Raw genomic sequence first — 12,801 nt, forward strand, 5'->3', positions numbered from 1 at the left:
GGCTCAGCGGCGGCGGGTGGTGAAAGCCGCGGTGGCGAGGATCAGCGAAGGGACCAGGGTGAAGACGGCCGTCACGAGGCGGTCGGCCTGGCGGGCGCGGAGGATGAGGTCGGCGCCGAGGAGGGTGGTGAACCAGAGGGTGGCCAGGGCCCGGCGGCGGGTCTCCGTGCGGGGCTCGCGGGTGCCGGGAGGTGGGAGGGGCCGGGCCCACGGGCGCCAGACGAGCGCGCCGGCCGCGTAGAGGAGGGCGAGCAGGATCGCGGCCGCGCCGAGCGGCCACGACCCGGACGCGAGGGCCAAGTAGCTGCCGAAGCCGAACTGGAGGGCGAGGAAGCCCAGGTAGAACCAGAGGCCGGCGGATCCCCGGCGTGGTGCGTCAGTTGGTGCGGCGGGTGAGGTCACGGCCATCGACGGTAGGGCGCCGAGCCCGAGGGCGGAAGTCCGGGTGTGCTGCGGACAGCCGCCCCGCTCAGGCGGGGCCGATCGAGCGGGCGGTGGCGAAGAGCCGGGCGCAGCGCGCCGTCATCGCCTCGGGCGACTGCTCGGGGTGGTGGATCCACCAGCGGACCAGGGCCGTGCACAGGCCGCGCCAGGCGTACGTGAGGGCGTCGGCGTCGAGCGGGTCGGTGGTGCCCGAGGCGTGGACGTGGAGGAGTTCGGCGGTGCCGGTCGCGGCGAGGGCGTCGATGGTGTCCCGGTAGCCGGCCGCGTGCCGGGCCGCCTCGCCGGCGGGCGGCAGTGAGGGGTCGTAGAGGACGTTCCACGCCTCGCGCTGTCCGTCGAGGGCGGTGAACAGGGCGTGCAGGACGCGCAGCGGCGTGGTGGGCGCGTCGGTGGCGGCGCCGGCGGCGGGCTCGGCCATGGCCGAGCGGATCGCGTCGACCAGCCGGTCGCCGACGGGGGTGAGGCAGGCCAGGTAGAGGTCCTCCTTGCTGCCGAAGTACTGGTGCAGCAGCGGCTTGGTGACGCCCACGCGGGCGGCGACGCCGGCCACGGTCGTGGCCTCGTAGCCGTGGCGGCCGAACTCCTCGGTGGCGACGCCCAGGATCTGCTGCTCGCGTGCGGCCCTCGGCACGCCCTTGGTGCCGGCCCGGGAGGAGGCTGTTGTCATGGCCCAGGATCTTACCCTAGGGTAATTTTCCTCTGGGTAAGTTACCTCGAATCCCGCTGGAGCGCCCTCATGCCAGCCGTCCCGTCCGAGTCCGGCACCTCCGGAAGCCGCACCCGATCCTGGTGGGGCTGGGGATACGTCGACGCCCACCCCGACGACGCGGAGTGCGTCGCCCTGGGTGCCCTGCTGCCCGGCACCCTGGCCCGGCCACTGCCCGTTCCCCGCGTCGCCGACCTGGCCGTCGCCCGGCCGGGCGTGACGCCACCGGCGTCGCTGGAGCGGATCGTCACCGCCGATCCCGAGGCGCGTGCCGCCCACGCCATGGGCAAGGCGTACCGCGACGTGATCCGCGCGCTGCGTGGCCGTGCCGGCCGGATTCCCGACCTCGTCGCGTACCCGACCGACGACCGGGAGGTGGCCGAGCTGCTGGACTGGGCCGGCGATCAGGGGGTGGCCGTGATCCCCTTCGGCGGCGGCTCCTCCGTGGTCGGCGGCGTGGAGTACCGGGGCGAGGCCCACCGTGCCGTGCTCTCGCTCGACCTGACCGCCATGGGCCGGGTGCTGGAGATCGACCCGACGAGCCGCTCCGCCCGCATCCAGGCGGGTGCCTTCGGCCCCGCGCTGGAGGACCAGCTGCGGCCCCACGGCCTGACGCTGCGCCACTTCCCGCAGAGCTTCGAGTTCTCCACTCTCGGCGGCTGGCTGGCCACCCGGGCGGGCGGCCACTACGCCACCGTCCACACGCACATCGACGACTTCGTGCAGTCCCTGCGCGTCGTCACGCCCGCCGGGACCGGGACGTCCTGGCGGCTGCCGGCCTCCGGGGCCGGGCCCTCGCCCGATCGGTTCTTCCTCGGCTCGGAGGGCACCCTCGGCGTCATCACCGAGGCGTGGATGCGGGTTCAGGAGCGACCCCGCCACAAGGCGTCCGCGTCCGTGTCCTTCGCGGACTTCGACCGCGCACTGGAGGCGGTCCGCGCCGTCGCGCAGTCCGACCTCGCGCCCGCCAACTGCCGCCTGCTCGATCCCGGCGAGGCCCTGCTGGCGGGAGCCGCGAGCGACGGGTCGAGCGTGCTGGTCCTCGGTTTCGAGTCCGCCACCGGCCCGGTCGACGGGCGGCTCGCGGACGCCCTCGACCTGGCCCGCGCCCACGGCGGGCGTGGCGGGGCCCCGGCGGACGATCGGGAAGCCCCGGCCGACGCGGCCGTGAGCGCGTGGCGGTCGGCGTTCCTGCGCATGCCCTACCTGCGGGACGGTCTGGCCCGGATGGGCGCGGTGGTGGAGACCTTCGAGACGGCCACCACCTGGGACCGGCTGCCCGCGCTGATCGCTGCCGTCCGCGCCGAGGTGGGCGCCACCGCCCACCGCGCCACGGGGCACCCGGCGACCGTCAACTGCCGGCTGACGCACGTCTACCCCGACGGCGCCGCTCCCTACTTCACCGTGGCCGTCGCCGGACGCCCCGGCGCCGAGGCCGAGATCTGGGACGACATCAAGGCGGTGGCGACCGACGTGCTGCACCGTCACCAGGCCACCGTCACCCACCACCACGCCGTCGGCCGCGACCACCGGCCCGGCTACGACCTCCAGCGCCCCGAGCCGTTCGCCCTGGTCCTGCGCGCCGCCAAGGCGGCGCTGGACCCCCGTCACGTGCTGAACCCGGGCGTGTTGGTGGACTGACCAAGCCCCTGGTCACTCGTTCGCGTGATCGGATGGCTGTGCTGCGGTGCGGCGGTCGGGGCTGCGCCACCATGGGTACCGACACCCGGGCCCGAGCCCCGTCCACGGGAGGACACCATGCCCAACCCGCCCGACTGGCGGCGCCTCGTGGACCACGTCGCCTCGGTCCCCGAGCGCGTCTACGAGCACTGGGTACCCGGCGTGGGCTGGGACAACGAGACGCAGTTCGGCGCCGAGTACGGGTGGAACGGCGTGCCGTGGTGCGCGATCTTCGAGTGGTGCATGTTCCACGACGTGGGGATGGACGCGATCGTGCCGAAGACGGCGGCCGTCGCCGAGCTCGCCTCGTGGGCGCAGGCGCACGGGCAGTGGTCGGAGTACCCGTCCGTGGGCGCGCTCACGATCTTCGGCGGGGACGTGCACACCGAGATCGTCATGGGCTTCGATCCCGACATCGTCCACACCAAGGGCGGCAACTCGGTCCAGGCCGGGGCCACGGACAACGGGCAGGGCAACGGCGTCTGGTCGCACCAGCACGCCCGCCGCGACGCGTACGTCACGGGGTACCTGGCGCCGCGCTTCCCGGACGGCGTCTGCCCGCCCACGGCGGATCCGGCCGATCCGCGCGGGGGCGCGGCCGTCGCGTCGTGGCTGTGGAGTGCGCCCGCCGCGGCGGCGGCGTACGTGGGGGAGACGGTTCTCGCCTATCTGCCGCCGATGCCCGCGGGCGCGGACACGGACGTGCCGGTCGAGCCCGCCGGGACGGAGACCGCCCCGGTGGGCGGGGCACGGAACGGGCCGATGTGGCTGTGCGTCAGCGCGCTGGGCACGGACGGGAACGTGGCCGTCTCGATGCGGACGAACGGCGGGTGGGGTGCGCCTGTCGAGCACGCCGTGGGCGCCGCCACCGGCAAGCTGGTGCTGTCCCTGCCCTCGGACGGGTCGGTCGACGTGGTGCGGCTGCGCCCGACGGTGCCGCTGCAGGGGTACGTGACCGGCCGCCAGCCCGTCTGACCTGCTCAGCCCGAGAGCCGCTCAGTCCGCGCGCTGCTCAGTCCGCGCGCTGCTCAGCCTGCGAGCTGCTCCGCGTCGTCCGCGCTGCCGAGCCAGATCGACGCCGCGGTCTGGACGGGGAGGTGCAGCGCCTCGCACAGGCCGACGACGGTGCCGAAGCCCGGGCTCGGCATGCGCCCGGCCTCGATCTTGCGCAGGGTCTCCGGCGAGATGCCCGCCGCCCGCGCGACCAGCTCGGGGTCGCGCCCGGCGCGGGCCTCGCGCAGCAGCGCGCCGAGACGGCGACCGGCCTCGACCTGCTCGGGTGTGAGGGGGATGCGGACCATGCCCTCATCCTAGCTCGTGGCGGTATTAAAGTACCGGCCATGTTAGGCTCTGTCGTGAGCGGTATTTAAATACCGATCGCAGTGCGAGGGAGAGCCGTGGTGATCGAGTACAAGACGGACCAGGCGATCGAGAGGATGGCGGTCACCGGCCGCTTCGTCGCCGAGACGCTGGCCGAGCTGGGCGCGCTGGTCCGGCCCGGCGTGAACCTGCTCGACCTCGAACGCCGCGCCCGCCGTCGCGTCGAGGAGCGCGGCGCCGTCTCCTGCTACTGGGACTACGCGCCGTCCTTCGGGCGCGGGCCGTTCCGCAACGTCATCTGCCTGTCGGTGAACGACGCCGTGCTGCACGGCCGCCCGCACGACTACGTCGTGGCGGACGGGGACGTGGTGACGCTCGACTTCGCGGTCGCCGTCGACGGCTGGGTGGCCGACTCCGCCGTCACCGTGATCGCCGGCGCCGCCCGCCCCGAGGACGTGCGGCTGGTCGAGTCGACCCGGACCGCGCTGGAGGCGGGGATCGCCGCCGCCGTCCCCGGGGCGCGCCTGGGCGACGTGTCGGCCGCGATCGGCGCGGTGGCCGCCGCCCACGGATACCCGGTGAACCTGGAGTTCGGCGGCCACGGTCTCGGCCGCACCATGCACGAGGACCCGCACGTCCCGAACGCGGGCCGCCCAGGGCGCGGCCTCCAGTTGCGTCCCGGCATGACGCTCGCGCTCGAACCTTGGTGGTCGGCGCGCTCGGGTGACCTCGTCATCGATCCGGACGGCTGGACGCTCCGCTTCGCCGACGGCTCACGCGGCGCGCACTCCGAGCACACCGTCGCGATCACCGAGGACGGCCCCCGCGTACTGACCCGCCTCGACTGAGGCGGGCCCGCACGCGGCGGCGAGCACTCAGGAGCCGGCCGGCCAGGTGATCTGCGTGGAGTGGTAGTAGTTCACCCCCATGGCCTTCCAGCGCGGACCCTGCGCGCCCAGCCGTTGGTCGAACGCGGTCTGGGCGTGCGTCGACCACGGCGACCAGCCCAGTTCCGCGAGCGCCGGAAGCCGGGGGAAGGCCATGTAGTCGATGTCGGCGGAGGTGACGATCGTCTCCGTCCACAGCGGGCCCTCCACGCCCGCCACCTCCGAACCGGTGACGCCCGTCAGGTAGTTGCCCGGGTCCCAGCCGTAGGCGGTGTTGACGTCGACCAGGCCGGCCCAGGTCTGCCCGAGCTTGGTCTTCCGCGTGTACTTCATGTCCAGATAGGCGTGGTTGGCCGGGGACATGACGACCTTGGTGCCGTTCGCCGCCGCGGTGGCGAGGTTCGGCGCGCTGGTGGTCGTGTCCCAGAACTGTGCCTGCGCGCCGGCCGGCGGGGTGCCGGCGTTGGTGATGTCGTGCCAGCCCATCACCGACTTGCCGTGCGCGGCGACGATCTGCTCGGCCTTGCCGATGAACGTCGCGTAGTCGGAGGCGCTCGTCGAACTGGCCTCGTCCCCACCGATGTGGAGGTAGGGGCCGGGGGTGAGCGCGGCGATCTCGCCGAGGACCTGGTCGACGAAGGTGTACGTCAGCGGCAGCGACACGCACAGCGAGCTGAAGCCGACGTTGGTGCCGGTGTAGAGGGCGGGCGCCACGCCGTTGCAGTTGAGCGAGGCGTAGGAGGCCAGCGCCGCGTTGGTGTGCCCCGGCATGTCGATCTCCGGGACGACGGTCATGTAGCGGGAGGCGGCGTAGGCGACGACCGCGGAGTAGTCGGCCTGGGTCCAGTAGCCGCCCGCCCCGCCGCCGACCTCGGTGCTGCCGCCGTAGGTGGCCAGGTTGGGCCAGCTGTTGATCGCGATACGCCAGCCCTGGTCGTCGCTCAGGTGCAGATGCAGATAGTTGATCTTGTACAGCGCCAGCTCGTCGATGTAGTGCTCGACCTGGGCGGGGGTGAAGAAGTGGCGGGCGATGTCGAGCATCGCGCCCCGGTAGCCGAAGCGCGGGTAGTCGAGGATCGTGCCGCCGGGTGCCGACCAGGGCCCGGGCTGGACGATCGGGCTCATCACCGCGGCCGGCAGGAGCTGCAGCAGCGTCTGCACGCCGTGGAAGAGACCCGCGGGCTGCTGGGCCTTGATCAGCACCCCGCCCGTGCCGATGGTGAGTTGGTAGCCCTCGGTGCCGACGGACGCGGGCGCGCCGGTCAGCGAGAGCGCGATGGTGCCGGGGCTGCCCGCGCCCACGGTGAGCGGGAGCGCGTCACCGGTGGAGGCGCGCAGCACGCCGGCCAGGTAGCCGCCGGTGTTCGCGTCGTCGGAGGTGATCGTCGCGGAGGCGGGCAGGGTGAACGTGGTGCCGTCGGCGGTCTCGCTGACCGGGGCGGGCACGACCACGTTCGGGAAGGCGGTGGCCGCGAGGGCCTGGCCCGCGCCGGCACTGAGGCCGGCGCAGACCAGACCGAGCGCGGTCAGCACCACGAGGAGCAGGCGGCGCGGGCCGTTTCGCGACATGTCGACGCTCACCCCGCGACCGTGTCGGTCTTGGCGACGTTCCAGCCCGAGAGGCTGACGACCGGTGTCGCGCCCTGCAGGTCGGCGGAGCTGTAGCTCGCGGTGAGCGTCTCCGACTCGCCCGGCCACAGCGTGACGTCGTTGTCGCTCCAGACGGACGACTGCAGCTCGTTGTCCCCGGCCAGCTCCGTGCCGGTCGCGGTGCCCCGGCGCAGGTCGGCACGGAGGAAGAAGCCGACGGCGGGTGTGGTGGAGGTGTTGGTGACGGTGACCGTCACCAGCCTGTCGGAGCCGTTCGGACCCGGTTGGCTGCTCGTGGTGGCGGAGACGGAGACCGTCGCGGGCGCGAGGTTCCGCAGCGCGGTCAGGTTGGCGTAGGAGCTCATGGACGCCTGCGGCTGGCCGATGGTCTTGGTCCAGTTGACGGCGTCGGTCGTGGTGTTGTTCCAGTAGACGTTGCGGTCCACCAGGACTCCGTTCTGACGCAGCAGCAGTTCGACGAAGTACACGGTGCCCGCGGCCGTGGGGATCTTCGGCGTGAGCACCTTGTTCAGCACCGGCTGCGAGGCGAGGGAGAGCGTGCCGCTGGTCCGGTCGTCCAGGACGGCACCGGCGGTGCTGTAGACCTTCGCCTCGACGGTCAGTCCGCTCTGGGTCGTGCCGCCGAGGTTGTCCAGGGTGACGGTGCCGTCGTCGAGCGTGTAGAGAGCGTGCAGGGGCCGGTTGGCCTTCTGCGCGCCGAAGAACGCCCCCGCCTGGTCGCCGTCGTTGTTCCACAGCGACCACAGCATCGTCGGCCAGCCCTTGTTCAGCTGCCAGTAGACGGTGCCGGTGGCGGGCTGGACGGCCTTGGTGGAGTGGTCGACGAACGCCTCGAACTGGGCGCGGGTGTCCTCGTAGTTCTGCAGCTGCGCCTCCTCGACGTACTGGGCGAGGCTGGTGGGTGCGCCGTAGCGGTCGGTGATGGCGGTGTCGAGGTTGTCGTTGGTGCCGAAGTGGTAGCCGGTGTGCTTGGTGCCCTCGTAGTTGTCGTGGTACTGGTTGGCGCTCGGGCTCTGCCACAGTGCGGTCTGGTCGGACGCGGACAGGAAGCGGTTGATCGAGTCGAGGGTGGGGATGGTGTCGCCCGCGCTCTGCTCGCTGTCGTAGCCCCAACTGCCGCCCGCGTTGGTGAGGGTGGAGTCACTGCTCGGGTAGTGCGTGGTGTCGTACCAGTAGCTGGGCGGAACCCAGTCGTACGGGCCCTCCTTCTCGCCGGATGCACCGAGCTGCGGACTGGAGTTGTACTCGGCGGAGGAGATGAACGGCCCCGGGTAGTCGGCGGCGGCGAAGCCGTTCAGGGCGAGGGTCTCCTGCGTCGCGGTGGGCGCGTTGTCGCTCCACTGGAAGCTGAAGACGGAGGGGTGGTTGCGCAGCACCTGGCCCACCGACTGCGCGGTGAGCTGGTAGTCGGCCTGCTGGGCGGAGGTGTAGCTGGTGTTCTCCCAGAAGTCGCAGCACTGGTAGCCGGCGTTGACGAGGATGCCGGCCGCGTCCATCTGCTGGTACCAGTCGGCGGGCATCAGGTGGCCCTCCAGGCGGATGGTGTTGACGCCCATCGCCTTGAACAGGCCGATCTGCTTCGCCGTGTCGGCCGGGTCGTAGCGCAGGAAGAGATCCGGATCCCAACCGCCGCCGCGGATCACCAGTGGCACGTTGTTGACTCTGAACGCGCGGACACCGCTGGGCGCCATGCTCCCGGCGCCGGTGAGGTAGGAGGTGACGGTGCGGATGCCGAAGGTCTCGCTGGTCGAGTTCAGCGTGGTGCCGCTCTGTGCGACGGAGGTCGCGAGCGTGTAGAGCGGCTGCGCGCCGAGCTGGTACGGCCACCAGATCTGCGGGGAGGCGAGGGTCAGCGTGGGGTAGGCGGCGGGCGCGAAGCTGACGGTCTGCGTGGTGCCCGCGGGGACGGTGACGCTCTGGCTGACGGTGACGGGCGTGCCGGTGCCGGGCGGGGTGACCGTGGCCGTCACCGTGCCCGTCTGCGCGGCGGTGGTGGTGTTGGTGACGGCGGCCTTGACGGTGAGGGCGGAGCTGGACAGGTCGGCGGCGGTGTTCTGGTCGACGTGCGCGTCACCGACGACGAGGGCTCCGGCGCTCTGGAGCTGGACCGGGAACTGGATGCCGGTGTTGTTGTCCGGGGGGATCTGGGTCCAGTCGACGTTGTCGAGGGTGAGCATGGTGGTCGGGTTGTTCGGATAGACCTCGATGGCGACGGAGTTGGTGCCGGCGCGGAGCAGGCTCGTCACATCGAGGGCGTTGCGGGCGTAGTCGCCGCTGATGGTGGCGGAGGTGGCGACCTCGGTGCCGTCGACCCAGACATCCGCCTGGCCGACCACGCCGTTCAGGATCAGCTTGGCGTCCTGTCCGGCCGGTGGTGCGGGGAAGTCGGTGCGGTACCACCAGGGCGCGGAGAACTGGGCGATGCTCTCCGCGCCGACCTTGGTCATCTGGCCGAAGCAGGTCTTCATGTTCGTGGAGACGAAGACGCTCGGGCAGCTGCCGTTCTGCAGCAGGGCACCCACCTCCGTCCCGGGGGCGCCGCCACCGTCGTTCGTGACGGAGAGCCAGCCAGAGGTGCTGAAGCCGGGTGTGGAGATGGCGGCCCCGCCCTGGGTGGCGGTGGCGGAGGTCAGCACTTTCCATCCGCCGGTGGCACCGAGGTTGCTGACGGCGGTGGATCCGGTGGCGGGGTCGGCGAAGGCGGCCGGGGCTGCCGCGGCTGCCGGTACGGGGGTGGCTGTGGTGGTGGGGGTGGTGAGGGAGACGGCGGCGAGGCAGACCGCGGCGACAAGAACTCCTGTGCGTGGGGCACGGGCTAAGGCCATGATGCTGTGCTCCTCTCTTGTTAAGTTAAGTAACTTAATTTGAAGCCGCTGAGAGGGCAAGACGTCGTGATTGCCTGGTGGCTTGTGACTGCCGAGTCGGGCGCTCGGACCCAACGCCTGCGGCAGGAGCGGCTGGAGGCGAGGTCGCTATCCGCCGCTGTTCGTCCGACCTGCGCACGGCTGCGCAGCAGGCGCCCTTCCAGGTTCAACTGATCAGCGACGCACCGGAGATGGCCGTCCTGGCGGACGCGGCGTGCAGGGCCGTGGGAAGTTCGGCCGGGCCGACGACGTGGGCGATCTGAACAATCGTCGGGATGAGAGCGGGGAGCTGATCGACGGCTCCGGCGGCGCCGCCCGGTGGCGTCCGCAACAGGACTGAGGAAGCGTCACCGGTCAGGCGGCGACGGCTATCTCCCGGACGCGCGCTCGACCCTCGATCCGGCGGGCGGTGTGGTACTCGTCCAGCAGCAGCGCGTAGCGCTCGCGCTCGGAGGGCGTGAGCGCGCGACCGCGGGCGCCCGAGACCAGGGCGCGGATGCGGGAGTTGGCCAGCTCCGAGCGTGAGAGCGGCGTGATGACGTGCGCGTTCAGCATGAGGGAAACCTATCGGGTGGGACTGACAACGCGCCTGCGAGAATTGGCGCATGGGCGGTGGAAGTGACGAGCGGCACGTTTCGCTGCGGGCGGCCGAGGGTGTCCACGTGCACGCCGCCCTGCGCGCGGACGGCGCGCTCGTGGTCGAGGGGCAGCTGCTGCGGCCGGGGATGCCCGAGTACGAGTACGTCGTGACGCTGCCTGCCGGGCAGGTGCCCGCCCTGGTGGCCGCGCTCGGGGTGGCCGGTGAGGGGGAGCTGCTGCCGGAGCTGCTGCGGCGCAGCGAGGAGATCACGCCACGGGTGCACGGCTGGCTGTGCGACCTCGGGCTGCGCCCGGAGCTGTGGACGCACCTCGGGGGCTGACGGGCGGGGCGGGCGCCTTCAGGTGCGCTGGCGTTCGCTCAGCTGGCGTCGGCACTCCGCCGCCAGCTGTGGATAGGCCGCGCCGATCGCCTCGTAGACGCGGCGGCGCAGCAGACGTTCCGCCTCCGCGCGGCCGGTTGCGCCGTGCAGGCCGTCGAGCAGCGCGTCGTAGTCGGTGAGCGCGTGGCGCAGGTAGTTGACCTGCCAGCGGCGCAGCGCGCCGGGCTCGGCGGCGTCGATGCGGGCCGGGAGGGCGTGGTGGTCCTCGCGGCGGCAGGCGCGCTGGGCGTCGCGCTGGTTGCGGTGGGCGAGCGCGCGGCGGCTCAGGCACTCGGGGGTCAGGCGCGGGACGTGGATCTGCACGCCCCCGATCTCGGTGAGGACCAGACGCCGCCGCCGCTCCGACGCGGCGCGGGAGCAGGCCGCCCGGCGGGACGCGGCGCCGGCCAGGGCCGTGAAGGCGTCGGTGGTCTCCGCTGCCTCGACGCGCGCCACGGCGTACAGGCGGGACGGCGCCGCGCCGCGGAAGTGCGGGTTGCGCACGGTCAGATCGGGCGGCCCGAGCAGTTTGGCGACCATGCTCGGCGTCCAGCCCCGGTGCCGGAGGCCGGCCAGGGAAAGGTGCCTCGCCCGGGGCGCGACCGTGGTGTCGGTGTCGGTGTCGGTGTCGGCGGCGGCTGCGGTGTCGGCGGCGGGCAGCGGGTGTGCGTTCATGGCGACTCCCGGGTGGTGCGGGTGCGGGTACGGGCCCGCGCGGGGCCTGTGCGATCCGGTCTAGCGGGCCCCACTGACAGCGCGCGCTCCGGCCGATAGAGTTATGTGACATTGCACGAGGAGTGGCAAGGAGGCACGACGGTGGGCGCTGAGTCGGTGTGGAGCGTGGACCCGCGAACGGGTGAGCGGCGTGGGGACGGCGCGGTCGCCGTGGCGTCCGGGGCGGCCGCGGTGGACGCGGCGGTCCGGGCCGCCCACGCGGCGCTGCCGGCGCTCGCGGATCGCGCGCGCCGGGCTGCGCTCCTTCGCGCCGCTGCCGAGCGCCTGCACGCCGAGGGCCCCGCGCTGATCGCCGCCGCAGACGCCGAGACCGCGCTCGGCACGGCCCGGCTCACCGGCGAGCTCGCCCGGACCACCTTCCAGCTGCGCTACTTCGCCGACCTGGTCGACGCCGCCGCCGAGCCCGGCGGCTTCCTCGACGTCCGTCGCGACGGCGCGGACCCGACGTTGACCCCGCCCCGGCCCGAGCTGTACCGGGTCAAGGTGCCGCTGGGCGTCGTCGGCGTCTTCGCCGCCAGCAACTTCCCGTTCGCGTTCAGCGTGCCCGGGGGCGACACGGCGAGCGCCCTCGCCGCCGGATGCCCCGTGGTCGTCAAGGCGCACCCGGACCACCCGGAGACCTCCGAGCGGGTGGCCACAGCCCTGCGGGCGGCCGCCGTCGAGGTCGGACTCCCGGCGGGGACGATCGGTCTGCTCCACGGGTTCGAGGCCGGGCCGGAGCTGGTCCGGCATCCGCTGCTGACCGGCGTCGGCTTCACCGGCTCCCCGCGCGGTGGCCGGGCGCTGTTCGACGTGGCGGCGGCGCGCCCGCGTCCGATCCCGTTCCACGGCGAGCTGGGGAGCGTCAACCCCGTCCTGGTCACCGCGGCCGCGCTGGCCGGGCCCGGCTCGGCGGAGCAGCTGGCGGGCGCGCTGGCCGGGTCGTTCACCCTGGGCATGGGTCAGTTCTGCACCAAGCCGGGCCTGGTGCTGCTGCCCGCGGGCGAGGCGGGGGACGCCTTCGAGAAGGCCCTCGCCGACGCGGCCGCGCAGGTGCCGGCCGGGGTCCTGCTGGACCCGCGCATGCGCGAGGCCTTCCTGGACGGCTTCGCCGTCCGTGCCGGTCTCGCCGAGGTGCGGACCCTTGCTCCTGCTGGACCGGCGCCCGGCCCCGAGGCGCCGCTCGCCGTCCGCCCCGGCGTCCTGAGCGTGCCCGCGGCGAGCGCGCTGCGCGGCTCGCACGAGGCGCTGCTGGAGGAGTGCTTCGGCCCGGCCACGGTCCTCGTCCGCTACGCCGACCCCGTCGAGGCGGACGCGATCCTCTCCCGCCTCGACGGCTGCCTGACGGCGACCCTGCACACCCCCGCCACCGACCCCGACGCCCCGGCCCATCTCGCGGCCCTGGCCCGCTTCGCCGGGCGCGTTCTCTTCGGCGGCTGGCCCACGGGTGTCGCCGTCGCGGACGCCATGCACCACGGCGGCCCGTACCCGGCTTCCACCTCCACCGCCACCTCCGTCGGCGCCACCGCGGTCGACCGCTGGCTCCGCCCGGTCTCCTTCCAGACCGTCCCGGAGGCCCTGCTGCCGCGCTGACGCCGAGCGTCGGAGGCCCCGCC

At 73.2% G+C, this 12,801-nt stretch carries 12 protein-coding genes; 5 read left to right on the forward strand and 7 right to left on the reverse strand.

Annotated features, from left to right (window positions below; genetic code table 11):
* Window positions 1–3 precede the first annotated feature (3 nt).
* Window positions 4–402, reverse strand: coding sequence for a hypothetical protein (locus ABH931_RS15150; RefSeq protein ID WP_370113336.1), 399 nt, complete (start codon window positions 400–402; stop codon window positions 4–6).
* Between the two features lie 67 nt (window positions 403–469).
* Window positions 470–1,111 carry a TetR/AcrR family transcriptional regulator gene (locus ABH931_RS15155; RefSeq protein ID WP_370113338.1) on the reverse strand — a complete coding sequence of 214 codons (642 nt, stop codon included), beginning with the start codon at window positions 1,109–1,111 and terminating at the stop codon, window positions 470–472.
* Window positions 1,112–1,180: 69 nt separating this feature from the next.
* Between ABH931_RS15155 and ABH931_RS15160 the strand changes: the two genes are divergently transcribed.
* Together ABH931_RS15160 and ABH931_RS15165 are read left to right on the forward strand one after the other, a co-directional pair.
* Entirely contained in the window at window positions 1,181–2,791 is a 1,611-nt protein-coding gene (locus ABH931_RS15160) for an FAD-binding oxidoreductase (RefSeq protein ID WP_370113340.1), read from the forward strand.
* A 117-nt stretch (window positions 2,792–2,908) separates the two neighbouring features.
* A complete protein-coding gene (locus tag ABH931_RS15165) occupies window positions 2,909–3,805 on the forward strand; it encodes a hypothetical protein (RefSeq protein WP_370113342.1) in 897 nt (298 codons plus the stop codon).
* 53 nt (window positions 3,806–3,858) lie between these two features.
* Here the strand turns inward: ABH931_RS15165 and ABH931_RS15170 are convergent, their stop codons facing one another.
* Window positions 3,859–4,131, reverse strand: coding sequence for a helix-turn-helix domain-containing protein (locus ABH931_RS15170; protein WP_370113343.1), 273 nt, complete (start codon window positions 4,129–4,131; stop codon window positions 3,859–3,861).
* Window positions 4,132–4,230: 99 nt separating this feature from the next.
* Here ABH931_RS15170 and map point away from each other — a divergent pair, with 99 nt between their 5' ends.
* On the forward strand, window positions 4,231–4,998 hold the full coding sequence (map, locus tag ABH931_RS15175; RefSeq protein ID WP_370113345.1) for a type I methionyl aminopeptidase: 768 nt from the start codon (window positions 4,231–4,233) through the stop codon (window positions 4,996–4,998).
* 27 nt (window positions 4,999–5,025) lie between these two features.
* Here the strand turns inward: map and ABH931_RS15180 are convergent, their stop codons facing one another.
* From ABH931_RS15180 to ABH931_RS15190, 3 genes are all read right to left on the reverse strand, one after another.
* Window positions 5,026–6,606, reverse strand: a complete 1,581-nt coding sequence (locus ABH931_RS15180) for a beta-N-acetylhexosaminidase (protein WP_370113539.1) — start codon at window positions 6,604–6,606, stop codon at window positions 5,026–5,028.
* 8 nt (window positions 6,607–6,614) lie between these two features.
* Complete coding sequence (locus tag ABH931_RS15185; protein ID WP_370113347.1) at window positions 6,615–9,473, reverse strand: beta-mannosidase; 2,859 nt, start codon at window positions 9,471–9,473, stop codon at window positions 6,615–6,617.
* A 393-nt stretch (window positions 9,474–9,866) separates the two neighbouring features.
* A complete protein-coding gene (locus ABH931_RS15190) occupies window positions 9,867–10,067 on the reverse strand; it encodes a hypothetical protein (protein WP_370113348.1) in 201 nt (66 codons plus the stop codon).
* A gap of 50 nt (window positions 10,068–10,117) precedes the next feature.
* On the opposite strand from ABH931_RS15190, the gene ABH931_RS15195 reads away from it, so the two are divergent.
* Entirely contained in the window at window positions 10,118–10,432 is a 315-nt protein-coding gene (locus ABH931_RS15195) for a hypothetical protein (RefSeq protein WP_370113350.1), read from the forward strand.
* Between the two features lie 18 nt (window positions 10,433–10,450).
* On the opposite strand, the gene ABH931_RS15200 is transcribed toward ABH931_RS15195, so the two are convergent.
* Window positions 10,451–11,146, reverse strand: coding sequence for a hypothetical protein (locus tag ABH931_RS15200; RefSeq protein ID WP_370113352.1), 696 nt, complete (start codon window positions 11,144–11,146; stop codon window positions 10,451–10,453).
* Window positions 11,147–11,287: 141 nt separating this feature from the next.
* On the opposite strand from ABH931_RS15200, the gene ABH931_RS15205 reads away from it, so the two are divergent.
* Complete coding sequence (locus tag ABH931_RS15205; protein ID WP_370113354.1) at window positions 11,288–12,778, forward strand: aldehyde dehydrogenase (NADP(+)); 1,491 nt, start codon at window positions 11,288–11,290, stop codon at window positions 12,776–12,778.
* The last annotated feature ends 23 nt before the right edge of the window (window positions 12,779–12,801 follow it).

It is taken from the genome of Streptacidiphilus sp. MAP12-33, from assembly GCF_041261265.1.
Classification (GTDB): Bacteria; Actinomycetota; Actinomycetes; order Streptomycetales; family Streptomycetaceae; genus Streptacidiphilus.

Bases quoted from the DNA above. Each gene is read 5' to 3' on its own strand.
- ABH931_RS15155 (WP_370113338.1), bottom strand. From the start codon at position 1,111: ATGACAACAGCCTCCTCCCGGGCCGGCACCAAGGGCGTGCCGAGGGCC.
- ABH931_RS15160 (WP_370113340.1), top strand. From the start codon at position 1,181: ATGCCAGCCGTCCCGTCCGAGTCCGGCACCTCCGGAAGCCGCACCCGA.
- ABH931_RS15165 (WP_370113342.1), top strand. From the start codon at position 2,909: ATGCCCAACCCGCCCGACTGGCGGCGCCTCGTGGACCACGTCGCCTCG.
- ABH931_RS15170 (WP_370113343.1), bottom strand. From the start codon at position 4,131: ATGGTCCGCATCCCCCTCACACCCGAGCAGGTCGAGGCCGGTCGCCGT.
- ABH931_RS15180 (WP_370113539.1), bottom strand. From the start codon at position 6,606: ATGTCGCGAAACGGCCCGCGCCGCCTGCTCCTCGTGGTGCTGACCGCG.
- ABH931_RS15185 (WP_370113347.1), bottom strand. From the start codon at position 9,473: ATGGCCTTAGCCCGTGCCCCACGCACAGGAGTTCTTGTCGCCGCGGTC.
- ABH931_RS15190 (WP_370113348.1), bottom strand. From the start codon at position 10,067: ATGCTGAACGCGCACGTCATCACGCCGCTCTCACGCTCGGAGCTGGCC.
- ABH931_RS15195 (WP_370113350.1), top strand. From the start codon at position 10,118: ATGGGCGGTGGAAGTGACGAGCGGCACGTTTCGCTGCGGGCGGCCGAG.
- ABH931_RS15200 (WP_370113352.1), bottom strand. From the start codon at position 11,146: ATGAACGCACACCCGCTGCCCGCCGCCGACACCGCAGCCGCCGCCGAC.